28 protein-coding genes and 1 other annotated feature are annotated in these 25,924 nt (G+C 38.9%); all 28 genes read right to left on the bottom strand.

Features of this window, described 5'->3' with window-relative positions:
• Window position 1 precedes the first annotated feature (1 nt).
• Window positions 2-343: a 50S ribosomal protein L22 gene (gene rplV, locus CWO92_RS20755; RefSeq protein ID WP_101356122.1), complete on the bottom strand. Its 342-nt coding sequence runs from the start codon at window positions 341-343 to the stop codon at window positions 2-4.
• Window positions 344-361: 18 nt separating this feature from the next.
• Window positions 362-640: a 30S ribosomal protein S19 gene (gene rpsS, locus CWO92_RS20750; protein ID WP_101356121.1), complete on the bottom strand. Its 279-nt coding sequence runs from the start codon at window positions 638-640 to the stop codon at window positions 362-364.
• Between the two features lie 60 nt (window positions 641-700).
• On the bottom strand, window positions 701-1,531 hold the full coding sequence (gene rplB / locus CWO92_RS20745; protein ID WP_101356120.1) for a 50S ribosomal protein L2: 831 nt from the start codon (window positions 1,529-1,531) through the stop codon (window positions 701-703).
• Window positions 1,532-1,566: 35 nt separating this feature from the next.
• Complete coding sequence (gene rplW / locus CWO92_RS20740; RefSeq protein WP_101356119.1) at window positions 1,567-1,851, bottom strand: 50S ribosomal protein L23; 285 nt, start codon at window positions 1,849-1,851, stop codon at window positions 1,567-1,569.
• Window positions 1,851-2,474, bottom strand: a complete 624-nt coding sequence (gene rplD / locus CWO92_RS20735) for a 50S ribosomal protein L4 (protein WP_101356118.1) — start codon at window positions 2,472-2,474, stop codon at window positions 1,851-1,853. The genes rplW and rplD overlap by 1 nt, the downstream gene beginning before the upstream one ends.
• 29 nt (window positions 2,475-2,503) lie before the next feature.
• Entirely contained in the window at window positions 2,504-3,133 is a 630-nt protein-coding gene (gene rplC, locus CWO92_RS20730; RefSeq protein ID WP_101356117.1) for a 50S ribosomal protein L3, read from the bottom strand.
• 33 nt (window positions 3,134-3,166) lie between these two features.
• Complete coding sequence (gene rpsJ / locus CWO92_RS20725) at window positions 3,167-3,475, bottom strand: 30S ribosomal protein S10 (protein ID WP_003354783.1); 309 nt, start codon at window positions 3,473-3,475, stop codon at window positions 3,167-3,169.
• A 385-nt stretch (window positions 3,476-3,860) separates the two neighbouring features.
• Complete coding sequence (gene tuf, locus CWO92_RS20715) at window positions 3,861-5,048, bottom strand: elongation factor Tu (RefSeq protein ID WP_101356115.1); 1,188 nt, start codon at window positions 5,046-5,048, stop codon at window positions 3,861-3,863.
• Between the two features lie 130 nt (window positions 5,049-5,178).
• The gene (gene fusA, locus CWO92_RS20710; protein WP_101356114.1) at window positions 5,179-7,257 is read right to left on the bottom strand and encodes an elongation factor G; all 2,079 of its coding nucleotides are present in this window, start codon (window positions 7,255-7,257) and stop codon (window positions 5,179-5,181) included.
• Window positions 7,258-7,308: 51 nt separating this feature from the next.
• On the bottom strand, window positions 7,309-7,779 hold the full coding sequence (rpsG, locus tag CWO92_RS20705) for a 30S ribosomal protein S7 (RefSeq protein WP_101356113.1): 471 nt from the start codon (window positions 7,777-7,779) through the stop codon (window positions 7,309-7,311).
• 42 nt (window positions 7,780-7,821) lie between these two features.
• Window positions 7,822-8,241: a 30S ribosomal protein S12 gene (gene rpsL, locus CWO92_RS20700; protein WP_055737797.1), complete on the bottom strand. Its 420-nt coding sequence runs from the start codon at window positions 8,239-8,241 to the stop codon at window positions 7,822-7,824.
• A 106-nt stretch (window positions 8,242-8,347) separates the two neighbouring features.
• Window positions 8,348-8,596, bottom strand: a complete 249-nt coding sequence (locus CWO92_RS20695; protein WP_101356112.1) for a 50S ribosomal protein L7ae-like protein — start codon at window positions 8,594-8,596, stop codon at window positions 8,348-8,350.
• 137 nt (window positions 8,597-8,733) lie between these two features.
• Window positions 8,734-12,330 (bottom strand): DNA-directed RNA polymerase subunit beta', encoded by a 3,597-nt coding sequence (rpoC, locus tag CWO92_RS20690; RefSeq protein ID WP_101356111.1) that lies wholly within the window; start codon window positions 12,328-12,330, stop codon window positions 8,734-8,736.
• 243 nt (window positions 12,331-12,573) lie between these two features.
• Window positions 12,574-16,134 carry a DNA-directed RNA polymerase subunit beta gene (rpoB, locus tag CWO92_RS20685; protein ID WP_101356110.1) on the bottom strand — a complete coding sequence of 1,187 codons (3,561 nt, stop codon included), beginning with the start codon at window positions 16,132-16,134 and terminating at the stop codon, window positions 12,574-12,576.
• 251 nt (window positions 16,135-16,385) lie between these two features.
• Entirely contained in the window at window positions 16,386-16,988 is a 603-nt protein-coding gene (locus CWO92_RS20680) for a class I SAM-dependent methyltransferase (RefSeq protein ID WP_101356109.1), read from the bottom strand.
• Window positions 16,989-17,144: 156 nt separating this feature from the next.
• Entirely contained in the window at window positions 17,145-17,510 is a 366-nt protein-coding gene (gene rplL / locus CWO92_RS20675) for a 50S ribosomal protein L7/L12 (RefSeq protein WP_101356108.1), read from the bottom strand.
• A gap of 68 nt (window positions 17,511-17,578) precedes the next feature.
• Window positions 17,579-18,079 (bottom strand): 50S ribosomal protein L10, encoded by a 501-nt coding sequence (gene rplJ, locus CWO92_RS20670; RefSeq protein WP_101356107.1) that lies wholly within the window; start codon window positions 18,077-18,079, stop codon window positions 17,579-17,581.
• A gap of 40 nt (window positions 18,080-18,119) precedes the next feature.
• Window positions 18,120-18,267, bottom strand: a sequence feature (ribosomal protein L10 leader region).
• Window positions 18,268-18,311: 44 nt separating this feature from the next.
• Entirely contained in the window at window positions 18,312-19,010 is a 699-nt protein-coding gene (gene rplA / locus CWO92_RS20665) for a 50S ribosomal protein L1 (protein WP_101356106.1), read from the bottom strand.
• Window positions 19,011-19,129: 119 nt separating this feature from the next.
• On the bottom strand, window positions 19,130-19,555 hold the full coding sequence (rplK, locus tag CWO92_RS20660) for a 50S ribosomal protein L11 (RefSeq protein WP_055737789.1): 426 nt from the start codon (window positions 19,553-19,555) through the stop codon (window positions 19,130-19,132).
• A 175-nt stretch (window positions 19,556-19,730) separates the two neighbouring features.
• Window positions 19,731-20,264: a transcription termination/antitermination protein NusG gene (gene nusG / locus CWO92_RS20655; protein ID WP_101356104.1), complete on the bottom strand. Its 534-nt coding sequence runs from the start codon at window positions 20,262-20,264 to the stop codon at window positions 19,731-19,733.
• Window positions 20,265-20,601: 337 nt separating this feature from the next.
• Entirely contained in the window at window positions 20,602-20,790 is a 189-nt protein-coding gene (gene secE, locus CWO92_RS20650) for a preprotein translocase subunit SecE (protein ID WP_101356103.1), read from the bottom strand.
• 38 nt (window positions 20,791-20,828) lie between these two features.
• Window positions 20,829-20,975, bottom strand: a complete 147-nt coding sequence (gene rpmG, locus CWO92_RS20645) for a 50S ribosomal protein L33 (RefSeq protein WP_101356102.1) — start codon at window positions 20,973-20,975, stop codon at window positions 20,829-20,831.
• 136 nt (window positions 20,976-21,111) lie between these two features.
• Window positions 21,112-21,717 (bottom strand): RNA polymerase sporulation sigma factor SigH, encoded by a 606-nt coding sequence (gene sigH, locus CWO92_RS20640; RefSeq protein ID WP_235851646.1) that lies wholly within the window; start codon window positions 21,715-21,717, stop codon window positions 21,112-21,114.
• Between the two features lie 115 nt (window positions 21,718-21,832).
• Window positions 21,833-22,342 (bottom strand): NYN domain-containing protein, encoded by a 510-nt coding sequence (locus CWO92_RS20635; RefSeq protein WP_101356100.1) that lies wholly within the window; start codon window positions 22,340-22,342, stop codon window positions 21,833-21,835.
• A 2-nt stretch (window positions 22,343-22,344) separates the two neighbouring features.
• Window positions 22,345-23,088 carry a 23S rRNA (guanosine(2251)-2'-O)-methyltransferase RlmB gene (gene rlmB, locus CWO92_RS20630; protein WP_101356099.1) on the bottom strand — a complete coding sequence of 248 codons (744 nt, stop codon included), beginning with the start codon at window positions 23,086-23,088 and terminating at the stop codon, window positions 22,345-22,347.
• 25 nt (window positions 23,089-23,113) lie between these two features.
• Entirely contained in the window at window positions 23,114-23,539 is a 426-nt protein-coding gene (locus tag CWO92_RS20625) for a Mini-ribonuclease 3 (RefSeq protein WP_133120594.1), read from the bottom strand.
• A gap of 2 nt (window positions 23,540-23,541) precedes the next feature.
• Window positions 23,542-24,939, bottom strand: coding sequence for a cysteine--tRNA ligase (gene cysS, locus CWO92_RS20620; RefSeq protein ID WP_101356097.1), 1,398 nt, complete (start codon window positions 24,937-24,939; stop codon window positions 23,542-23,544).
• Window positions 24,920-25,591 carry a serine O-acetyltransferase gene (gene cysE / locus CWO92_RS20615; RefSeq protein ID WP_101356096.1) on the bottom strand — a complete coding sequence of 224 codons (672 nt, stop codon included), beginning with the start codon at window positions 25,589-25,591 and terminating at the stop codon, window positions 24,920-24,922. Before cysE ends, cysS begins: the two co-directional genes overlap by 20 nt.
• Window positions 25,592-25,924 lie beyond the last annotated feature (333 nt).

Below are 25,924 nucleotides of genomic sequence, written 5' to 3'. Positions count from 1 at the left end.
ATTATCCCTCCTTCTTTTCTGATACTACGATAGTAATGTGGCTAGTACGTTTGTTAATTTGGCTTGCACGACCCATAGCACGAGGACGGAAACGTTTTAGTGTCGGTCCTTCATTTACATATGCTTCAGTAACTACAAGATTATTAACGTCCAAATCATAGTTATGCTCTGCATTAGCAATAGCAGATTTTAATACTTTTTCAACGATCGGTGAAGCTGCTTTTGGAGTAAACTTCAAAATAGCAATCGCTTCGCCTGCTTGCTTTCCTCGAATTAGATCAACAACTAGGCGTGCCTTACGAGGAGCAATACGAACTGTTCTTGCAACAGCTTTAGCTTGCATCGGGATGCCCTCCTCTCATTAGCGTCTTGTTTTCTTATCGTCACCAGCGTGACCTTTATAAGTACGAGTTGGTGCAAATTCACCAAGCTTATGACCTACCATATCTTCTGTAACATATACAGGTACATGTTTACGACCATCATATACCGCGATAGTATGACCGATAAATGCTGGGAAGATTGTAGAACGACGAGACCAAGTTTTGATCACTTGTTTTTTGTCTGATTCATTAAGCTTTTCCACTTTAACCATCAAATGTTCATCAACAAAAGGTCCTTTTTTCAAGCTACGACCCATGCTCGAACCTCCCTTCGTGATTGCGCTACGGCCCCATTTTTGAACCGTAGTTCAATCGCGTTATTTTTTGCGACGACGCACAATAAATTTATCAGATTTATTCTTTTTCTTACGAGTTTTGTAACCAAGAGTCGGTTTACCCCAAGGTGACATAGGTGATTTACGTCCGATAGGCGCACGACCTTCACCACCACCGTGTGGGTGATCATTAGGGTTCATTACAGATCCACGAACAGTTGGGCGCTTGCCTAACCAACGAGAACGACCTGCTTTACCGATATTGATTAATTCGTGTTGTTCGTTACCAACTTGACCGATAGATGCACGGCAAGTAGCAAGAATCATACGAACTTCACCAGAAGTTAAACGTACAAGTACGTATTTTCCTTCTTTACCAAGTACTTGTGCAGAAGTACCTGCAGAACGTACTAATTGTCCACCTTTACCAGGTTTTAACTCAATGTTATGAACAACAGTACCTACTGGAATATTAGCTAACGGAAGTGCATTACCTACTTTGATATCTGCATCTGGTCCAGATACTACTTCCATACCCACTTTTAAGTTTTTAGGAGCTAAGATATAACGCTTTTCTCCATCAACATAATTAATTAGTGCGATATTTGATGAACGGTTTGGATCATACTCAATTGTAGCAACGCGTCCTGGTATACCATCTTTATCACGTTTAAAGTCGATAATACGGTATTGACGCTTATGACCGCCACCTTGATGACGAACTGTTAACTTACCTTGGTTGTTACGGCCGCCCTTGCTATTTAAAGGCGCAAGTAATGATTTTTCCGGTTTATCAGTTGTGATTTCCGCGAAATCAGATACTGTCATGCCGCGACGTCCATTAGAGGTCGGTTTATATTTTTTGATCGCCATGTTTTTCCCTCCTCTTCTATTCTTTCAAATCAAAATTATACTTCAAAAAACTCGATTTCTTTGCTGTCAGGAGTTAATGTAACAATTGCTTTACGGCGCTTGTTTGTATATCCTGCGTGTTTACCCATACGTTTGAACTTGCCTTTATAGTTCATCACATTCACTTTTGCTACTTTCACACCAAAGATTTCTTCTACAGCATCTTTCACTTGTGTTTTGTTAGCACGCACATCTACTTCAAATGTATACTTTTTGTCAGCCATAACATCAGTAGATTGTTCTGTGATGACGGGGCGCTTAATGATATCACGTGAATCCATTAACCAAGCACCTCCTCTACTTTTTCGACTGCAGCTTTCGTGATAATTAATTTATCATGAGAAACTACATCTAAAACATTAATACCATTTGCTTCTACAACTGTAATTCCAGGGATATTACGAGCTGATAAAGCAACATTCACATCAGAACCATCTGTTACAATTAATGCTTTGTTAGAAACAGAAAGGTTTTTAAGAACTGCTGCAAATTCTTTTGTTTTTGGAGCATCAAAAGATAGCGATTCTAATACAACAATATTAGATTCTTTTACTTTTGAAGAAAGTGCAGATTTAATTGCTAAACGACGTACTTTCTTTGGTAATTTGTAGCTATAGCTACGCGGAACTGGACCAAATACTGTACCGCCTCCACGCCATTGTGGTGAACGAATAGATCCTTGACGAGCACGTCCAGTACCTTTTTGACGCCATGGCTTTTTACCACCACCGCTAACTTCTGAACGGTTTTTCACTTTGTGAGTACCTTGACGTAAAGATGCTCTTTGCATAATAATTGCGTCGAACAATACGTTTTCGTTTGGTTCAATACCAAATACAGAATCATTAAGTTCAACTTCTCCAACTTGTGATCCAGCTTGGTTGAATAGAGCTACTTTCGGCATTCCTGTTTCCTCCTTTCCTTCGTGTTAAATTATTTTGCTTTAATCGCTGTTTTGACTTTAAGCAATGCTTTTTTAGGACCAGGAACATTACCCTTAACTAGGATAAGATTACGTTCTACATCAACTTTAACAACTTGTAAGTTTTGAATGGTGATTTGCTCTCCGCCAGTGCGTCCAGGCAATGCTTTTTGTTTGAATACACGGTTTGGAGCAACAGGACCCATAGATCCAGGGCGACGATGGTAACGAGAACCGTGAGCCATTGGTCCACGAGATTGTCCGTGGCGCTTGATAACACCTTGGAAACCTTTCCCTTTAGAGATTCCAGTTACATCTACGATGTCACCTTCTGCAAAAATATCAACTTTGACTTCTTGGCCAATTTCATACTCTTCTAAGTTAACAACGTCAAATTCACGAACGAAGCGCTTAGGAGCAGTATTGGCCTTTGTTACATGACCTTTTTCTGGTTTGTTAGCAAGCTTTTCACGTTTATCTTCAAAACCAAGCTGAATAGCGCCGTATCCATCTGTATCAACAGTTTTCTTTTGAAGAACAACGTTTGGTGTTGCCTGAATTACTGTTACAGGAATAAGATCACCGTTCTCAGCAAATACTTGCGTCATACCGATTTTTCTTCCTAAGATTCCTTTGGTCATGAGTCACACCTCCTGTTTTTCATAAGCTATTTATTATAGTTTGATTTCGATGTCTACACCAGACGGTAAATCTAAACGCATTAATGAATCTACTGTTTGTGGAGTTGGATTCACAATATCGATTAGACGTTTATGCGTACGCATTTCAAATTGTTCACGAGAATCTTTATACTTGTGAACCGCACGAAGAATTGTGTATACAGATTTTTCTGTTGGTAACGGAATCGGACCAGATACAGCTGCACCAGATCTTTTTGCCGTTTCTACAATTTTCTCTGCAGATTGATCAAGGATTCTGTGATCATATGCTTTTAAACGAATACGAATTTTTTGTTTTGCCATTACTTTCCCTCCTTTTTCGCCTATTTTAAATAGACATTCTCCATGGAAATTTCCCCCACACTCGCCATGGCAAAGCGGCCGGGTGTGTCGGCAACCTTCCACTTCATCGCAGTCAAAGACCAACATTGTCTATTATACATAAAACACATATAATATGCAACACTAAGTGCGATATTTATTAGGTCTTTTGCACTTTTTTTATTATACATAGTTTCTATTGCAGGTTCAAGGTCTTTAGACTAACGTAGAATTTTCAATTTATTAAATTACTTTTAATATAATCGATTACTATATTGAAGAATCAATATAGTTGGATTGTAGGAGAAGTTTAAAGAACAATAAAAAAAGCAGACGATCGTCACCGTCTGCTTTTTCTATCATAGCATTACTTGCTGATAGATGTTACAACACCTGAACCAACAGTACGTCCACCTTCACGAATTGAGAAACGAGTTCCTTCTTCGATCGCGATTGGAGAAATTAATTGTACACTCATTTCAGTGTTATCGCCAGGCATTACCATTTCAGTACCTTCTGGAAGGTTAACGATTCCAGTTACGTCAGTTGTACGGAAATAGAATTGTGGACGATAGTTTGAGAAGAATGGAGTATGACGTCCACCTTCTTCTTTAGACAAAACGTAAACTTCTGCTTTGAATTCTGTATGTGGAGTGATTGTTCCTGGTTTTGCAAGAACTTGACCACGTTGTACTTCTTCACGAGCGATACCACGAAGAAGTGCACCAATGTTATCTCCAGCTTCAGCATAATCAAGAAGCTTACGGAACATTTCAACACCTGTTACAGTAGTTGATTTTGGTTCTTCAGAAAGACCGATGATTTCAATAACGTCTCCAACTTTAACTTGACCACGTTCAACACGGCCTGTAGCAACAGTACCACGACCAGTGATAGAGAATACATCTTCAACTGGCATCATGAATGGTTTGTCAGTGTCACGTTCTGGAGTTGGAATGTATTCATCAACTGCAGCCATTAATTCAACGATTTTTTCTTCCCAAGCTGGATCTCCCTCAAGAGCTTTAAGAGCAGAACCTTTGATAACTGGTACATCATCACCAGGGAAGTCATATTCAGATAGAAGGTCACGAACTTCCATTTCAACTAGTTCAAGAAGTTCTTCGTCATCTACCATATCACATTTGTTTAAGAATACTACTAGGTAAGGTACACCTACGTTACGAGATAATAGAATGTGCTCACGAGTTTGTGGCATTGGACCATCAGCAGCAGATACTACTAGGATACCACCGTCCATTTGAGCAGCACCAGTGATCATGTTTTTAACATAGTCAGCATGTCCTGGGCAGTCAACGTGTGCATAGTGACGAGTATCAGTTTCATATTCTACGTGTGCAGTATTGATTGTGATACCACGCTCACGCTCTTCAGGAGCACCGTCAATTTGATCATAAGCACGTGCTTCTGCTTTACCTTGCTTTGCAAGAACAGCTGTGATTGCAGCAGTTAATGTAGTTTTACCATGGTCAACGTGACCAATTGTACCGATATTAGCATGAGTTTTGGAACGGTCGAATTTAGCTTTAGCCATTAGAAAATCCTCCTCAATTTTGATATTTTAATTTTAATAAGTATATATGGTGCTTAAAAGATGTGTACATCATCTTTTAAGCAGTCATAGCATATAATGTATTTATACTTTATTAAAGGTAATAAATCAATTATTCACCTTTATTTTTTTTGATAATTTCTTCAGAAATGGACTTAGGAACTTCTTCATAATGATCAAAGTGCATAGAGAATACTCCACGACCTTGTGTACTAGAACGAAGTGATGTCGCATAACCGAACATTTCAGATAGTGGAACCATCGCACGAACTACTTGTGCATTTCCGCGAGCTTCCATACCTTCAACACGTCCACGACGTGCTGTAATTTGACCCATGATATCACCTAAATACTCTTCAGGGATAACAACCTCAACCTTCATCACTGGTTCAAGGATAACTGGGTTACATTTAGAAGCAGCGTTCTTAAGCGCAAGTGATGCAGCAATTTTGAACGCCATTTCACTTGAATCGACATCATGGTAAGAACCATCATATAGTTTTGCTTTAATATCAACTAAAGGATATCCAGCAAGAACGCCTCGTTCAAGTGCATCTTCAAGTCCTGCTTGAACCGCTGGGATGTATTCACGCGGAACCACACCACCGACGATAGCATTTTCGAACTCAAAGCCTTTTCCTTCTTCGTTTGGTGAGAATTCAATCCAAACGTGTCCGTATTGTCCACGACCACCAGATTGACGAGCAAATTTACCTTCAACCTGTGCAGATGAACGGAATGTTTCACGGTAAGAAACTTGCGGAGCACCAACATTTGCTTCTACTTTGAATTCACGCTTCATACGGTCAACGATGATATCTAAGTGAAGCTCACCCATACCTGCAATAATGGTTTGTCCAGTTTCTTGGTCAGTATGTGCGCGGAATGTCGGATCTTCCTCTTGAAGTTTTTGTAAAGCTGTTGTCATTTTATCTTGATCAGCTTTAGATTTAGGTTCTACAGATAATTCAATAACTGGTTCTGGGAATTCCATTGATTCTAAGATTACAAGGTTCTTTTCATCACATAGAGTATCACCAGTTGTTGTATCTTTCAAACCTACTGCTGCTGCGATATCACCTGCGTAAACTTCAGAAATTTCAGCACGGTGGTTCGCATGCATTTGTAGGATACGTCCTACACGTTCACGTTTACCCTTAGTAGAGTTTGTTACATATGAACCTGATTGTAACGTACCTGAGTAAACGCGGAAGAAAGTTAACTTACCAACGTAAGGGTCGGTCATAACTTTAAACGCTAGTGCAGCAAATGGTTCATCATCACTTGAATGCTTTTCAATCACTTCATCTGAATCAGGCGCAGTACCTTTAATTGCAGGTACATCTAATGGAGATGGTAAGTAATCGATAACCGCATCAAGCATTAATTGAACACCTTTGTTTTTAAAAGCAGATCCACAGATAACTGGATAGAATTCAACATTAACGGTACCTTTACGAATAGCAGCTTTCAATTCATCAACAGTGATTTCTTCACCGCCAAGGTATTTTTCCATTAATTCTTCATCAAGCTCAGCTACTGCTTCTACTAATTTTTCATGATATTCTTCAGCCTGATCTTTATATTCAGCAGGAATTTCAACCTCTTCGATTTCAGTTCCTAAATCATTACCATACATAATTGCTTTCATTTCAACAAGGTCGATAATACCTTCGAATTGATCTTCAGCACCGATTGGTAATTGAATTGCATGAGCATTTGCTTGTAAACGATCATGTAATGTTTTCACTGAATATAAGAAGTCAGCACCGATTTTATCCATCTTGTTTACGAATACTACACGTGGTACTCCGTATGTTGTAGCTTGACGCCAAACTGTTTCAGTTTGAGGCTCAACGCCTGATTGCGCATCAAGAACCGCTACTGCACCGTCAAGTACACGAAGAGAACGTTCAACTTCAACAGTGAAATCCACGTGTCCTGGAGTATCGATGATATTAACGCGGTGACCCTTCCATTGTGCAGTTGTTGCAGCGGAAGTGATCGTGATACCACGTTCTTGTTCTTGCTCCATCCAGTCCATTTGAGATGCACCTTCATGTGTTTCACCGATTTTATGAATCTTACCAGTGTAATAAAGGACACGCTCAGTTGTTGTTGTTTTACCAGCATCGATGTGTGCCATGATACCGATATTACGAGTGTTTTCTAGAGAGAACTCTCTTGCCATGTGGTTTTCACCTTCCTTTGTACGAATATTTTTTTTAAACTGAAGGTTTTATTACCAACGATAGTGAGCAAACGCTTTGTTCGCTTCAGCCATCTTATGAGTATCTTCACGCTTCTTAACAGATGCACCAGTATTATTAGCTGCATCTAAGATTTCGTTAGCAAGACGCTCTTCCATCGTCTTTTCTCCGCGAAGACGAGCGTAGTTTACTAACCAGCGAAGACCTAATGTTGTACGGCGTTCAGGTCTAACCTCTACTGGTACTTGGTAGTTAGCACCACCAACACGGCGAGCTCGCACTTCAAGTACTGGCATAATGTTCTTAAGTGCTTGATCGAATACTTCGATAGGCTCTTTACCTGTACGTTCACGAATTAAATCAAAAGCATTATATAGGATAGTTTGAGATTTACCTCTCTTACCATCTACCATCATCTTGTTGATTAAACGTGTAACTAGTTTTGAATTATAAATAGGATCTGGTAAAACATCTCTCTTTGCTACTGGACCTTTACGTGGCATTATGTTTTCCTCCTTTCAAAAGGGTTTTATCGTTTTGTGTTATTATTTTTTCTCTTTTGGTTTCTTAGTACCGTATTTTGAACGGCCTTGCATACGCTTATCAACACCTGCAGTGTCTAATGCACCACGAACAATGTGATAACGTACCCCTGGTAAGTCCTTAACACGTCCACCGCGAATTAAAACAACGCTGTGTTCTTGTAAGTTATGACCAATACCTGGGATATATGCAGTTACCTCGATACCGTTTGTCAAACGAACACGAGCATATTTACGCAATGCAGAGTTCGGTTTTTTTGGTGTCATTGTACCAACACGAGTACATACCCCACGTTTTTGAGGTGATGATAAATCTGTGTTTACTTTCTTAAAGCTGTTGTAGCCTTTGTTTAGTGCTGGTGATTTTGACTTTTCAATTTTAGACTTACGAGGTTTGCGCACTAATTGATTAATAGTAGGCATTTTATGTTTCCTCCCTTCACGATTTTTATAAGCCCACACATCCAGGTGGTTCATTTTAAAGCAAAAACAAAGTTTTTGCAGCTTCATCTATCTGCAAAAACAGTTTTTAATAGATAATGGCAACAGCCGCAGCACCGACATCAATACCACATCTTTTACCAAGCTTTTTCATAGAATCAACTTGAGTAACGGGTATTTTACAGTCCTCTGCAACTTGAATGACCTTTCTTATAACAGAAGGATCAGCATCCTCTGCTACAATCAGTTCATCTACCTTGCCGGATTTCAGCGCCTTTACTGCTTGCTTTGTTCCTATTACGACACTCTTTGCCTGTAATACTTTTTCATAAGACATCTTCATATCCTCCAAAGCATCAGGTAGTATTTGATAGGAGCACCTTGAATATAGTACCATTTTCATTTTTTAATGTCAACACAAAATATAATTCTTTCTTAAGCAGATTATTGCCGGCCAATTGGCCGGCAATGATATTACTGCTCTACTAATACATTTTCTTCATCTTCTACAATTTCTGCATTTGCTTTTCGGTAGCGTTGCATACCAGTTCCAGCTGGAACTAGTTTACCGATAATAACATTCTCCTTCAAGCCAAGTAACTCATCACGTTTACCCTTAATGGCTGCATCCGTTAAGACACGTGTTGTCTCTTGGAAGGATGCTGCAGATAAGAAGGAATCCGTTTCAAGCGATGCTTTCGTAATACCTAGTAGTACAGGTCTACCGGTTGCTGGCATTCTTCCTTCTAGCAATGCCTGTTCGTTAGCATCTGTAAATTGGTGAATGTCAAGTAGTGAACCTGGCAATACATCTGTCTCACCTGCATCAACTACTCGTATCTTACGAAGCATTTGTCTAACCATAACTTCGATATGCTTATCACCAATTTCTACACCTTGCATACGATAAACCTTTTGTACTTCACGAAGTAGGTATTCTTGTACAGAATTAACATCACGAACTTTTAATAATTCTTTAGGATCGATAGAACCCTCTGTTAATTCTTGCCCTCTTTCCACTCTTGAGTTAACAGTAACCTTTAATCGTGAAGTATAAGGAGCATTATATGTTCTTGTCTCTACTTCACCTTGAATGGTAATTTCGTGCTGACGATCTCTTCCTTCGCTAATAGAAACAACTACACCGTCAATTTCAGAAATAATAGATTGACCTTTTGGATTACGCGCTTCAAATAGCTCTTGGATACGAGGTAAACCTTGTGTGATATCGTCTCCCGCAACTCCACCGGTATGGAAAGTACGCATTGTTAACTGTGTACCTGGTTCACCGATAGATTGGGCAGCAATGATACCAACTGCCTCACCAACTTCAACCTCTTGGCCAGTAGCAAGATTTCGACCATAACATTTTTTACAAACACCGTGACGTGTATTACATGTAAATGCAGAACGAATCCATACTTGTTCGATACCAGTATTAGCAATTTCCTTCGCCAAGTCTTCTGTAATAAGTCCATTTTCAGGAACCATTACTTCACCAGTTTCAGGATGCTTAATCGCCTTTCTAGCATAACGACCAATTAGTCGTTCTTCTAGACTTTCTATTACTTCTGTGCCTTCTTTTAATGCTCCAACAAGTAATCCTCTATCAGTACCGCAATCATCTTCGCGAACAATAACATCTTGAGCAACATCAACAAGACGACGAGTTAAGTAACCTGAGTCCGCTGTCTTCAAGGCAGTATCAGCAAGACCTTTACGAGCACCGTGCGTAGAAATAAAGTATTCCAATACAGTTAAACCTTCACGGAAACTTGATTTAATTGGCAACTCAATGATACGTCCAGCCGGGTTGGCCATCAATCCACGCATACCTGCAAGCTGAGTAAAGTTAGATGCGTTACCACGGGCACCGGAATCACTCATCATGAAGATAGGGTTTCGCGGATCTAATGATGCCATTAGTTTTCCTTGAATAGTATCTTTGGCACTGGACCATATAGAAATAACACGATCGTAACGTTCGTCCTCTGTGATTAAACCACGTCTGAACTGTTTCATAACGTTATCTACTTTTGTCTGTGCCTCAGCAAGAATTTGTTCCTTTTCTCGTAAAACTACGATATCGGCAACCCCAACAGTAATACCTGCTTTTGTGGAGAATTTAAATCCTAAGTCTTTCATGCGATCAAGCATTTTAGAAGTTTCCGTAATTTGGAATTTCTTGAAGACCTCAGCAATAATATTTCCTAAGAATTTCTTAATAAATGGTTTAATAATCGGTTGATTCTTAATGAATTCTTTTACATCAACATCCGTATCAATAAAATACTTCTCTGGAGTTTTTTCCTCTAGATTTGTTTTTGTTGGCTCATTCATATAAGGGAATGATTCAGGTAAAATCTCATTAAAAATCATTTTTCCAACAGTAGTAACAAGTAACTTTTTACGTTGTTCATCCGTAAATGTTTCATTATTTATTGAACCAGCACGGACAGCTACTCTTGTATGCAAATGAACGTAACCGTTTTGGTAAGCAAGAAGCGCTTCGTTAATATCATTAAATACAGTACCTTCACCAATTGCACCTTCACGCTCTAGAGTTAAGTAATAGTTACCTAATACCATGTCCTGAGAAGGAGTAACAACTGGTTTACCATCCTTAGGATTTAGGATGTTTTGAGCAGCAAGCATTAACAAGCGTGCTTCTGCTTGTGCTTCTGCAGATAACGGAACGTGAACCGCCATTTGGTCACCGTCAAAGTCAGCGTTATACGCTGTACATACTAGAGGATGAAGACGAATAGCTCTACCTTCAACTAAAGTCGGTTCAAACGCTTGAATTCCTAATCTATGCAAAGTAGGGGCGCGGTTTAGAAGAACTGGGTGTTCCTTAATCACTTCTTCTAATACATCCCAAACTTCAGGTGACAGACGTTCAATTTTTCTTTTTGCACTCTTAATATTATGTGCAAGTCCTCTCTCAACTAGTTCTTTCATAACAAACGGCTTGAATAACTCAATCGCCATTTCTTTAGGAAGACCACATTGATACATTTTTAAATATGGACCAACAACGATAACGGAACGTCCTGAATAGTCTACACGTTTACCTAGTAAGTTTTGACGGAATCGCCCTTGTTTACCTTTCAACATGTGAGATAGTGATTTCAACGGACGATTACCAGGGCCTGTTACTGGACGACCACGGCGTCCGTTATCAATAAGTGCATCCACCGCTTCTTGCAGCATACGTTTCTCATTTTGCACAATGATGCTTGGAGCTCCAAGATCTAATAAACGTTTTAAACGATTATTACGGTTAATTACACGACGATATAAATCATTCAAATCAGATGTAGCAAAACGGCCACCTTCTAATTGAACCATCGGACGTAATTCTGGTGGTATTACAGGAAGAACATCTAAAATCATCCAATCAGGTGAATTGCCGGAATGACGGAATGCTTCTAGTACTTCCAAGCGTTTAATTGCACGAGTACGACGTTGTCCTTGAGCAGTCTTTAATTCCTCTTTAAGCATATCTACTTCTTTATTCACATCGATATCCTGAAGAAGTTTTTTGATTGCCTCTGCACCCATCGCTGCTTGGAACTTATTGCCGTATTTCTCACGATATGCACGGTATTCTTTTTCAGAAAGAAGTTGTTTCTTTTCTAATGCAGTATCTCCGGTTTCCGTTACGACATAGGAGGCAAAGTAAATCACTTCTTCTAATGCACGTGGGGACATATCCAATACAAGTCCCATACGGCTTGGGATACCTTTAAAATACCAAATATGTGATACAGGCGCAGCAAGTTCAATATGGCCCATCCGTTCACGGCGAACCTTCGCTCTTGTTACTTCAACACCACAACGATCACATACTACACCTTTGTATCTTACACGCTTATATTTACCGCAATGACATTCCCAGTCCTTTTGAGGGCCAAAAATCCGTTCACAAAATAAACCATCTTTTTCTGGTTTAAGTGTACGGTAATTAATAGTTTCTGGTTTTTTTACTTCTCCATAAGACCATGAACGAATTTTGTCTGGTGAAGCAAGACCAATTTTCATATACTCAAAATTGTTTACATCTATCAAGGGGTCTACCTCCCTTTCAGTCTATAGGTTCTACCCTTAAATAAAGGCCAGAAATCAGAAATCAGCCATCTGTTAGATATCGATTTCTGGTTTCCAGCTAATGGACCATGTCTAGTTCCAGTGCCAATCGGCTGTGGATTCCTCTGTCTCCCCGCCCTACGGAAAGGTCAACATCAGATAAAATTAAACTTCAATTTTTACTCATCCATACGCCGATGGGCATGGCACTTTCATCTTTCTTATTTATTCTTTCGATGCGACGATTTCAATTTCTTCATCTTTTGATTCTGGAGCGATGTTTAGAGTATCTGCTTGATTATTGTCATCTTCATCTTCCAAATCACGCATTTCAATTTCTTCATCATCACTTGATAGAATTTTCACATCTAAACCTAAACTTTGTAGTTCTTTAATGAGTACTTTAAATGATTCTGGTACACCTGGTTCTGGTACGTTTTCACCTTTCACAATAGCTTCGTAGGTTTTAACACGTCCCACCACATCATCCGATTTAACAGTTAGGATCTCTTGAAGTGTATATGCAGCACCATATGCCTCAAGTGCCCATACCTCCATTTCACCAAATCGTTGTCCACCGAATTGTGCTTTACCACCAAGTGGTTGTTGTGTTACTAATGAGTATGGTCCAGTTGAACGAGCATGTAGCTTATCGTCAACCATATGGGCCAATTTAATCATATACATGATTCCTACAGAAACGCGATTATCAAACGGTTCCCCAGTACGACCATCATAAAGGATGGTTTTCGCATCACTTGCCATACCTGCTTCTTCAATAGTTGCCCATACATCTTCCTCACGAGCACCATCGAATACAGGTGTAGCTACATGAATACCTAATTTTCTCGCTGCCATACCAAGGTGCAACTCGAGAACTTGCCCGATATTCATACGGGAAGGTACCCCAAGTGGATTTAACATGATATCAACAGGTGTTCCATCAGGTAAGAATGGCATATCTTCCTCAGGAAGAATCCTGGAAATAACCCCTTTATTACCGTGGCGACCCGCCATTTTATCTCCTTGGTGGATCTTACGTTTTTGAACAATATACACACGAACCAGTTGGTTTACTCCTGGTGGTAATTCATCGCCATCTTCACGATTAAATACTTTAACATCCAGGACGATTCCGCCGCCGCCGTGTGGTACTCGCAGAGAAGTATCTCTAACTTCACGTGCTTTTTCACCAAAGATTGCATGTAATAGACGTTCCTCCGCAGTTAACTCTGTTACACCTTTAGGAGTTACCTTACCTACAAGAAGGTCACCATCTTTTACTTCAGCTCCAACTCGAATAATTCCACGCTCATCTAAATTACGGAGAGCATCTTCCCCAACATTCGGAATGTCGCGTGTCATTTCTTCCGGTCCAAGCTTCGTATCACGAGCCTCTGATTCATACTCCTCAATATGAATGGAAGTATATACATCATCTTTCACAAGTCTTTCACTCATGATAATCGCGTCTTCGTAGTTATAACCGTCCCAAGTCATGAAAGCAACGAGAACATTACGGCCTAGCGCTAATTCTGCCTTTTCCATCGAAGGACCATCAGCAAGCACTTCACCTTTTGTTACACGATCACCAACACTTACAATTGGACGTTGATTATAGCAAGTTCCTTGGTTGGAACGAATAAACTTTTGTAACTTGTATTTATCAAGGTCACCTTTTACTTCTTGACCATCAATATCTTTCACACGTCGTACCCAAATAGATCGAGCTTCAACATGTTCCACAATTCCATCATATTTACAAATAACAGCTGCACCAGAGTCTTTAGCTGATACATACTCCATACCTGTTCCAACAATTGGCGCTTCCGGTTGCATTAGAGGAACAGCTTGACGTTGCATGTTCGCTCCCATAAGAGCACGGTTAGAGTCATCATTTTCCAAGAACGGAATACATGCTGTCGCGGCAGAGACTACTTGTTTTGGAGAAACATCCATATAGTCGATTCGATCACGCTTAACAGCAGTGTTTTCTCCTCTGAAACGGGCGATAACTTCTTCATCAGCAAATGATCCATCTTCAGCAATTCTCGCATTTGCTTGAGCAACAACATAGTTATCTTCTTCATCAGCTGTTAAATAATCAATATGGTCGGTTAACTTACCTGTTTCAGGATCAACACGGCGATAAGGTGTTTCGATAAAACCAAAGCGGTTCACCTTTGCATATGTTGATAATGAGTTAATCAGACCAATGTTCGGACCTTCCGGTGTTTCAATCGGACACATACGACCGTAATGGGAGTAGTGAACATCACGAACTTCCATTCCAGCACGTTCACGAGTCAAACCACCTGGTCCTAATGCAGAAAGTCTTCGTTTATGCGTTAATTCTGCAAGAGGATTGGTTTGATCCATGAATTGAGATAACTGTGAACTTCCGAAAAACTCTTTAATTGCCGCAATAACCGGACGAATATTAATTAGTTGCTGAGGAGTGATTGTGTTAATATCCTGAATGGACATTCTTTCACGAACAACACGTTCCATACGCGATAAACCAATACGGAATTGGTTTTGGAGTAATTCCCCAACCGAACGTAATCGTCTATTACCTAAATGATCAATGTCATCTGTATCTCCAACCCCATGAAGAAGGTTAAAGAAATAACTAATAGAAGAAATAATATCTGCAGGAGTAATATTCTTCACTGCCTCTTCTACATTAGCGTTACCTATAACATTTATTACTTTTTCTCCATCATCAATTGGCGCATAAATCTTAATAGACTGAAGAACAACATCTTCTTCTACTACTCCGCCAACTTGAGAATACACTTTAAATCCTGTGCCATTTTCTAAATTAGGCAAAATCTTATCAAGTGTTCTGCGGTCAAGAATTGTTCCCTCTTCTGCGATAACCTCCCCAGTTTCAGGATCAGCTAACGTTTGTGCTAATTTTTGACCAAATAGACGGTTTTTCAAATGAAGCTTTTTGTTAATCTTATAACGACCAACATTAGCTAAATCATAACGCTTAGGATCAAAAAAGCGGGAAACTAGCAGACTTTTTGCATTTTCTACCGTAGGCGGTTCACCCGGACGGAGACGCTCATAGATTTCAAGTAAAGCTTTTTCCGTACTTTCGGTATTGTCTTTCTCCAATGTATTGCGAAGGTACTCATTATCACCTAATAAATCAATGATTTCTTGATCGGAGCCGAAACCTAGTGCACGTAACAGTACAGTAACAGGCAATTTTCTTGTACGATCGATACGAACATATACTACATCCTTCGCATCTGTTTCATACTCAAGCCAAGCTCCACGGTTTGGAATTACTGTTGCAGTAAAACCTTGTTTACCGTTTTTGTCCATTTTCCCACTGAAGTATACACTTGGAGAACGGACCAATTGTGATACAATGACGCGCTCTGCTCCATTAATAATGAATGTCCCAGTTTCTGTCATTAGTGGGAAATCACCCATAAACACATCTTGATCTTTCACTTCACCAGTTTCCTTATTTACAAGGCGTACTTTTACACGAAGAGATGCTGAATAGGTTACATCACGCTCTTTCGATTCATCGACAGAGTACTTTGGCTCACCGAGACTATAATCGATAAATTCCAGAGATAGATTCCCGGCGAAATCCTCAATTGGTGAAATATCTTGAAACATTTCTCTCAAACCTTCATCTAAGAACCATTGATAAGATGCAGTTTGAATTTCAATAAGATTTGGTAACTCTAGAACTTCACTAATACGCGCGTAACTTCTACGCTGCCGGTGACGTCCATACTGAACTAGTTGACCTGTCAACTGATTCACCCCTCAAATCATGCGTTTTGGTTGGCATCTATTAAAGTCTTATCATAGGTCAACCACCCCATCATAAGACAAAAAGAAAAAGGGTTTTTCCATTAAAAACCGCAATTTTCACATGACGAACTATTATTTTATAAGTATTTTCCATAACTGCCATAAATTATACTTGACATTTTGAATTTAGGGCGGTTTATAAAAAATATGATATTGGCATTTTATAATATTACCATAGCCCTACAACGGTGTCAACCTTTTTTTGCTTTTAAAATATAGTACCCTTTATCTTTACATACAACTTCTATTTCATCAAATATTTCGCTCATTTTTTCCTTTGCTGAGGGGGCTCCCTGCTTTTTCTGAATTACCACCCATAACTCACCTTGTGGCAATAAATAATCATAACTTTTAGTTAGAATATCGTGTACAACTTTCTTACCCGCACGTATCGGAGGGTTGGTTACAACTGCCGAAAATTTTTCATTCGAAATATTTTCAAAGCGGTCGCTTTCATATATCTTTACATTAGAAATATGATTAAACGAAGCATTTTCCTTCGCAAGCTCTAATGCTCTATCATTGACATCTACCATATGGACGATGCAGTCAGGTTCAGACTTTGCTATAGATAGCCCAACCGGTCCATATCCGCATCCCACATCAAGAATCGGACCATCTATTTCAGGTACAGTAAAACTTTCGATTAATAACCTTGATCCAAAGTCTATTTCATTTTTAGAAAATACACCTTGATCCGTTTTAAATCGAAAAGAGTTTCCCCGAAGAGTGTAATTAAAAAATAACGGTTTGCTTTCTACACCCGGATTTCGAGAATAATAGTGTTCCGTCATTATATCACCCCTTTTTAGTAAGCATAATCACCTTTACATCTACTAGCTGATACGCTACTTGTACTAGACAATCTTTATTTTGAAACTTGAAGCATTCTTTAAAGAATAGACAAAAAAAGCTCGCTTTAAACAGCGAGCTTTTTCCAATCTTGATGATTACTTAACTTCAACGCCAGCTCCAACTTCTTCAAGTTTAGCTTTGATTTCTTCAGCTTCTTCTTTAGATACGCCTTCTTTAAGTGGTTTTGGAGCGCCATCCACAACTTCTTTCGCTTCTTTAAGGCCAAGACCTGTAATTTCACGAACAACTTTAATAACTTTAATTTTTTGATCTCCAGCGCTAGCAAGGATTACATCAAATTCAGATTTTTCTTCAGCAGCACCGCCTGCAGCAGCTCCACCAACAACTGCAACAGGAGCAGCAGCTGTTACACCAAATTCTTCTTCAATAGCTTTTACAAGATCATTTAATTCAAGAACTGTCATACCTTTGACAGCTTCAATGATTTGTTCTTTAGTCATTTTAATATCCTCCTAAGAATTTAAATAGTAATTTATTCGTTAATTGTTAGTTATTTTCCTATCGCTAATTAAGCGCCTTGTTCTTCTTTTTGATCTGCAACTGCCTTAGTAGCAAGAGCAAGGTTGCGGATTGGAGCTTGAAGAACGCTAAGCAACATAGAAAGTAAACCTTCGCGAGATGGTAGTTCCGCAAGAGCTTTGATTTCTTCAACTGTTGCAGTATTACCCTCAATAACACCTGCTTTAATTTCAAGAGCTTCGTGTGTTTTAGCGAAGTCATTTAAAATTTTCGCTGGCGCTACTACATCTTCAGTACTGAATGCAATCGCATTTGGACCTACTAATGCCTCATTAAGACCAGAAATTTCCGCAGCTTCAGCAGCACGGCGGGATAATGAATTTTTGTAAACTTTAAATTCAACACCTGCTTCACGAAGTTGTTTACGAAGTTCTGTTACTTCCGCAACATTTAAACCACGATAATCAACAACTACTGTAGAAACACTAGTTTTGAATTTGTCTGCAATCTCTTGTACAACTACTTTCTTTTGTTCGATTGCGTTGCTCATCTTTACACCTCCTATAGATTTACTAGATGAACACATTTATACCGCAAAAATAAAACCTCCATTTCAAATTGACATGGAGGTTTTATGCTTAATAGCTGATATGCAGCTATTTATATATATCGCATTACCTCGGCAGGAAATTAAGCTTTATCAGCACCTGCTGTCTTTGGTACAAATGTTATTCTATTAACAACGTTTTAAATAATATCAAACATTCCTATCAAAGTCAATATTATTTTACGTTAAATGAAGATGGATCAACTTTCACTCCAGGTCCCATAGTTGAAGTAACCGAAACGCTCTTCATATAAGTACCCTTAGCTGCAGCTGGTTTAGCTTTAACAAGTGTTTCAAAAACAGTTGTAAAGTTTTCTGCTAATTTATTTGTATCAAATGAAACCTTTCCAACTGGAACATGGATAATACCAGCTTTATCTAAACGATATTCCACTTTACCAGCTTTGATTTCATTAATCGCTTTAGTTACATCAAAAGTTACTGTACCAGTTTTAGGGTTTGGCATTAAGCCTTTAGGTCCAAGCACACGACCTAATTTACCAACTTCACCCATCATATCTGGAGTTGCAACGATAACATCAAATTCAAACCAACCTTGGTTGATTTTGTTAATATAATCAGTATCGCCAACATAATCTGCGCCAGCAGCTTCTGCTTCTTTTGCTTTTTCGCCTTTTGCAAATACTAATACACGTTGAGTTTTACCTGTACCATTTGGAAGTACAACAGCTCCACGGATTTGTTGATCTGCTTTCTTTGGATCTAATCCAAGACGAAAAGCAACTTCAACTGTAGCGTCAAATTTTGCATAACTAGTTTTTTTCACAAGTTCAACCGCTTCGTTAACATCATAAAGTTTTGAACGGTCTACTAATTTTAAAGCTTCAACATACTTTTTACCTTTTTTAGCCATTCTATTTTTCCTCCTCGAATGTGGTTTTAACGGAATAACCTCCCACGAATAAAGGTTGCGAGTGAATACTCATCATCGCAACCCCGTCGGACAAAAAAACCAATTGTTGTTTACATGGATTAATCTTCGATTGTGATACCCATGCTGCGTGCAGTACCTTCAACCATTCGCATAGCCGCTTCAACGCTAGCTGCGTTTAAGTCAGGCATTTTTGTTTCAGCGATTTCACGTACCTTGTCACGCTTAACAGTTGCTACCTTTTTACGGTTAGGCTCACCTGAACCTGACTCGATACCAGCTGCTTTTTTAAGTAAAACTGCAGCAGGTGGGGTTTTTGTAATGAATGTAAATGAACGGTCTTCAAATACCGTAATCTCAACAGGGATAATTAAACCAGCTTGATCAGCTGTACGAGCATTAAACTCCTTACAGAATCCCATGATATTAACACCGGCTTGACCAAGTGCAGGACCGACTGGTGGAGCAGGGTTCGCTTTTCCAGCAGGGATTTGTAATTTGACAATTTTAATTACTTTTTTAGCCACGAGACACACCTCCTTAAGTCCGTGATGTGGTAATAGGGGTTTTCCCCTCCCACTCATCATATAAAATCTTTAATTTTATTAAAGATATTCTTTATTGTTCAGTTTTCTCAGTGAGAATAAATACTGACCTAAAGAATATTACCATTTATCAAGAAATATTTCAAGTTGTTTAAGTTTATATTTTATCAATTTGTGTAAAAACAAGATCGACTGGTGTTTCTCGGCCAAACATGTTTACACTTACTTTAACGCGACCTTTATCACGGTCAATTTCCTCAATTTTACCAGTGAAATTAGCAAACGGTCCTTCTTTTACCGTAACGGTTTCGCCAACTTCAAAGTTAATATCCACTCGTCTTTCATCCATACCCATATGTTTCAGTATTACACTTACTTCATCAGGTAATAGCGGAGTCGGTTTAGAACCGGATCCTGCAGATCCAACAAACCCTGTTACTCCTGGGGTATTTCGAACTACATACCAGGAATCATCCGTCATTACGAGTTCTACCAGAACATATCCTGGAAAAACTTTTCTTTTTACTACTTTCTTTTTGCCGTTTTTAATATCAGTTTCTTCTTCTTCTGGTACCACTACTCTAAAAATTTTATCTTGCATACCCATTGATTCAACGCGCTTTTCTAGATTTGCTTTTACTTTATTTTCATAACCCGAATACGTATGAACAACATACCAATTCTTTTCCATTATCAAGGACTTTTGTCCGTCCCTCCCTAATTAATTAACTGTTTGATTTAGCTTTTAGCTGCTTTGTTCAGTTCCAGTGCCTATCGACTAGCTGATTTCTTATCTCTAATCCTTACGATAAGTCACATCAATCCTCGCCGTGTTTCCTTTTTTCACCGCGAAGACTACGAAGGTGAAATTATAGTTAAAATTCCACTCATCCGTTCGCCGATGAACTAAGCCCGTCCGCTTTTCTTTCCAAATGAAAAAACCCGTTAAACGGGCTGAAGAACAATAAATGATTATTTTCCATTATACCATGTATGATGGTAAGTTATTCAAGCGAAAGTTTTTATTTCTATTGATTTAAGCTAAGAATCCATTTTACGAGATTAGAAACGCCAAAATCGACAATAACAAAAAACACTGTTAAGAACACTACGGTACCTATAACAGTCGCTGTATAACTGATAAGTTCCTTGCGTTTAGGCCAGCTGACCTTTCTCATCTCTGAAGAAACATTACTAAAAAACTTTGCAATTGACATCCTTTGTACCTCCAACAAAAACCAAGATAAATGATTTACTACTTCGTTTCACGATGAACCGTATGTGCATTACAATGTCTACAAAACTTCTTAAGCTCTAGTCTTTCCGTTTGTGTTTGTTTATGATCAGCTGTGTAATTGCGCGAACCACATTTTTCACATGCTAAAGCAACTTTCCTTTGCATATTTACACCTGCAATCTATATTAAAAGCTATTGATTTCTATTAAAATTTAAAGTTTTACAAAAAGTATATTCTAAATATACCATTCTTTTTATGAAATTAACACGTCAATCCGCACTTGTCAATAAAAGGAATTGCTCAGACACTGAATTCCCGAACCTCCAAATAACGTTCTAGTTTTCTCTTAACCCTTTGCAATGCATTATCAATAGATTTGACATGACGGTTTAATTCCTCGGATATTTCCTGATAAGATTGTCCATCCAAATACAAAGCAAGCACCTTTCTTTCTAAGTCACTAAGGAGTTCTGTTATCTTCCCCTCGATGTTATCGTACTTTTCCCGATTGATAATCAGCTCTTCAGGATTAAGAATTTTAGCACCGGTGATGACATCCATTAATGTACGGTCCGATTCTTCGTCATAAATTGGCTTATCAAGAGAAACATATGAATTAAGCGGGATATGCTTCTGCCGGGTGGCGGTTTTAATTGCAGTAATAATTTGGCGGGTAATACATAATTCAGCAAATGCCTTAAAGGAGGTAAGCTTGTCCTCTTTATAGTCGCGAATTGCCTTATAAAGGCCAATCATTCCTTCTTGAATAATGTCTTCTTTATCCGCACCTATTAAAAAATAAGAACGCGCCTTTGCTCTTACAAAATTGCGATATTTATGGATGAGATAATCTAACGCTTCACTTTCCCCATTATGAACAGATTCAATCAATTGCTCGTCTTCCATAATTTCATACTTTTCGTTATGCTTGACCTCGATATTAAGGTTCACACGAATCCCCCCGAACGCGAAAGCAATAGATAGAAATATTATACATTACTGAAAATTCAAGCGTCAACATTCATTCCTTACCACGCCGCAATTTTTCGAAATATTCCGCTACCTCCTTACTAAGCGGAATCCTTGATATAGGCCTTTCGTCTTGGATTTCCTTCACATTTTTCGTGATATTATGCCCATTCATTTCTACTTCTGTTAACAACTCTCTTGCAGAAATACGTAAAGCTCCCTGTCCAAAGATTGCCCATTGTTCCGTATAGTCAGAGGTTGCTACATGAATTTGTGTCTTTTTATTATTTAGTTGTATCGCCATTTTCTCAATTCTTTCATCCGCAGATTCATTTTCCTTTGTATAAATGACTTCCACGTTATAATGACGATACTTTTTTTGAATTCCCTTCACTTCATAGGCATCGAAAACAATGATTACTTTGTAACCAGTAAATCCTTGATATTCTGCCATTATTTCAATTAGGCGGTCTCTCGCGGCACTAAGATTTGTCTTCTTCAGCTTCCTCAGCTCTGGCCAGGCGCCAATGATGTTATATCCATCAACAAGCAATATATCCATTATTATTCACCAATAGGATAACGTTGTCGATAAACCTCATAAATTAATAAACTCGCTGCTACAGAAGCGTTTAACGATGTCACATGGCCAATCATAGGTAAATGAATAAGAAAATCGCAGCTTTCTCTAATTAATCTACTCATTCCTTTCCCTTCACTGCCTATGACCAATGCTAGCGGAAGAGAACCGTCCATTTTTCGGTAATCTTGACTTCCCTTTGCATCCGTTCCAAAGACCCATATACCACGTTCCTTTAATTCCGAAATGGTTCTTGCCAAATTTGTCACCCTTGCAACAGGAACATGTTCAATTGCTCCAGTTGATGCTTTTGCCACTGCTCCTGTCAAACCAACTGCTCTTCTCTTTGGAATAATAATTCCGTGGACACCTGCTGCATCGGCTGTTCTTAATATTGATCCTAAATTATGCGGATCTTCCAGTTCATCCAAGATTAAAAAGAAGGGTGTTTCCTTTCTTTGTTCAGCCCTTTTAAATAAATCATCTATATCGGCATATTGGTAGGCTGCTACTTGTGCGACAACACCTTGATGGTTTTCACTTACCATTTGATCGATTTTTTGCTTCGGAACATACTGAACCAAAACTCTTGCTTCTTTTGCTAATTGAATAACCTGTTGCATTTGTCCTTTTTGCGAACCCTCAGCTATCCAAATTTTATTGATTTCCCTATCAGACTTTAATGCTTCAATAACCGGGTTTTTTCCGCTTATATAATCTTGAGCCATTCGTACAACCTCCTATCCTTTATTATTATTTTCCCGTTTCATGCTGTTCCTCTGAAATGGTAATGGCCAAATCCACAATAGATCTTAACCTTGATTGATTATTTGTTAAGTATAAATATCCAATTAATGCTTCGAAAGCAGTACTATGTCGATAAGTTAGTACATCTGTATTTTTAGGTACAGTTCCGGATTTAGCATTTCTTCCTCTTCTAACAATCACTTGCTCTGCCTCTGTCAACAGTTCCTTCTCCAGAAGTTCATGTAAAATAGCAGCCTGAGCTTTCGCGGAAACAAATTTGGTTGCTGTGCGGTGAAGCTGATTAGGCTTTGTTTTTCCTAAAAGAAGCAGATGGTGACGCACGTGTACCTCGTATATAGCGTCACCCATATAAGCAAGTGCTAGGCTATTAATTCCGTTTACATCGAGTCTATTAGTATTTGTTTCGGACATTATTATCCTCTTCTCCATCTAATACCTTGTGGTGTATCCTCTAGAATAATATTCATTTCTTTTAAGCGGTCACGTATTTCATCCGCTAATGCGAAATTCCGCTCTTTTCTGGCGGTGTTACGCTTTTCAATTAATTCCTCAATTTCTTCATCAAGCAATTCCTCATTTTCTAATTTTAACCCTAAAACTGAGAAAAGATTTTCAAACTGCTTCATAAATGCTTCGATGACCTCATTTGAGGTATTTTTTTCACGCAAATAATAATTTGCTTGTTTGGACAGATCAAAAAGCACTGCAATTCCATTAGCTGTATTAAAATCATCGTCCATTTCGTTTATAAACGCTTGATGAAGATCTTCAAGTTTTTTCAGCCATTCTTGATCATCATGAGTTAAATTTGCGCTTACCTGTTTACGGTGCTTAAGGTTTTGATAGGATGTTTTCAATCTCTCTAATCCTGCGCCGGCATTTTCCAATAGTTCCTCGCTATAATTAATTGGATTACGGTAATGCACCGATAACATGAAAAACCTTAGCACCTGCGGATCATGATGTTGAATTATGTCATGTACAAGAACAAAGTTCCCCAGTGATTTTGACATTTTTTCATTATCAATATTAATATAACCGTTATGCATCCAATATCTCGCAAATGTTTTTCCCGTTAGTGCTTCCGATTGAGCAATTTCATTTTCATGGTGTGGAAACGTTAAGTCTTGACCACCTGCATGAATATCAATTGTATCCCCTAGATATTTTCTTGCCATCGCGGAGCACTCAATATGCCAGCCAGGTCTTCCTTTGCCCCATGGGCTTTCCCAGTATATTTCTCCTTCTTTAGCAGCTTTCCAAAGAGCAAAATCCAAGGCATCATCCTTTTTCTCTCCTACTTCTATCCGTGCACCAGACTTCAAATCATCAATAGACTGATGGGACAACTTCCCATATCCAGGGAAACTGCGAGTTCTATAGTAAACGTCCCCAGCCGATTCGTACGCAAAGCCCTTCTCTATCAGCGTTTCAATGAATTCAATGATAATGTCCATATTTTCCGTTACTCTAGGATGAACATCTGCACTATTGCATCCTAATGCAGATACATCTTCAAAGTATGCGTTAATAAAACGATCGGCAATTGTAGGAACGTCTTCCCCAAGTTGATTCGCTGCTTTTATTAATTTATCATCGACATCTGTAAAATTAGAAACAAAATTCACATCAAAGCCACGATATTCTAGATAGCGGCGCACGGTGTCAAATACGATTGCAGGACGGGCGTTCCCAATATGAATATAGTTGTAAACAGTCGGCCCGCACACATACATTTTGACTTTTCCTGCTTCTAATGGGATAAATTCTTCTTTTTTTCTTGTTAATGTATTATAAATTTGAATCGGCATGTTCTTTATGAACCCCTTTCTGTTTTAATTCTTCCAATTCTTCCTGTAATCGTCTCATTTTTTCTTCAATAGCCGTACATCGGTCGGCTACGGGATCTGGTAAATCACTATGGTTTAAGTCCTTCTTCACTTTTACTCCGTCACGAATAACTACTCTTCCCGGAATACCTACAACAGTAGAGTTTGGCGGCACATCCTTCAAGACCACCGAACCAGCACCTATTTTGGCGTTTTCACCAACAGTGATAGAACCAAGAACTTTTGCGCCTGTTGCAATCAATGCATTATCCTCAATGGTCGGATGTCTTTTTCCTTTTTCTTTTCCCGTTCCTCCCAATGTTACTCCTTGATAAACCGTAACATTATCACCAATCTCGCAGGTTTCCCCGATCACTACTCCCATTCCATGATCGATGAAAAAGCGTCTGCCTATTTTAGCTCCGGGATGAATTTCAATGCCGGTAAAAAAACGGCTTATTTGTGATATTGCTCTGGCAATGAAAAAGAATTTCCGCTTATAAAAACTATGGGCTAGGCGATGTGCCCAAATGGCATGCAGCCCAGAATAGGTTAAGATCACTTCGAGATACGTGCGTGCTGCCGGATCCTGCTCAAAAACGACCTCGATATCTTCCTTTATCCGTTTAAACATTCCCTTCGCTCCTTACTATCAATTGCGTGAGCACCTTGCTCATCGGTATGAATGAGTGAAATTCGAAGTTTACTTTTATCGAGTGCAAATTCGATGTCCAACTTTCACCTTCATTGTCTTCGACAGAGATAAAGGAAACCGCGCTGAGGTAGCTCACAAGCAAGTGAAATTGGCATTTCCAATTTCAGCTGATGTTGATTTATCCGCTAGCCGATAGGCCCTGAAGCTAGACGTGGACAACTTTTTTATCCCCGGGTATTAATTTAAAAACAAACAAAAAAGCGCCTCTGTATAGACAGAGACGCTTCACACGCGGTTCCACTCTGTTTGAAC

This window comes from Heyndrickxia camelliae, assembly GCF_002844575.1.
In the GTDB taxonomy this organism is placed as follows: Bacteria; Bacillota; Bacilli; order Bacillales; family Bacillaceae_C; genus Margalitia; species Margalitia camelliae.
This window is presented reverse-complemented; position numbering and strand designations above follow the sequence as displayed.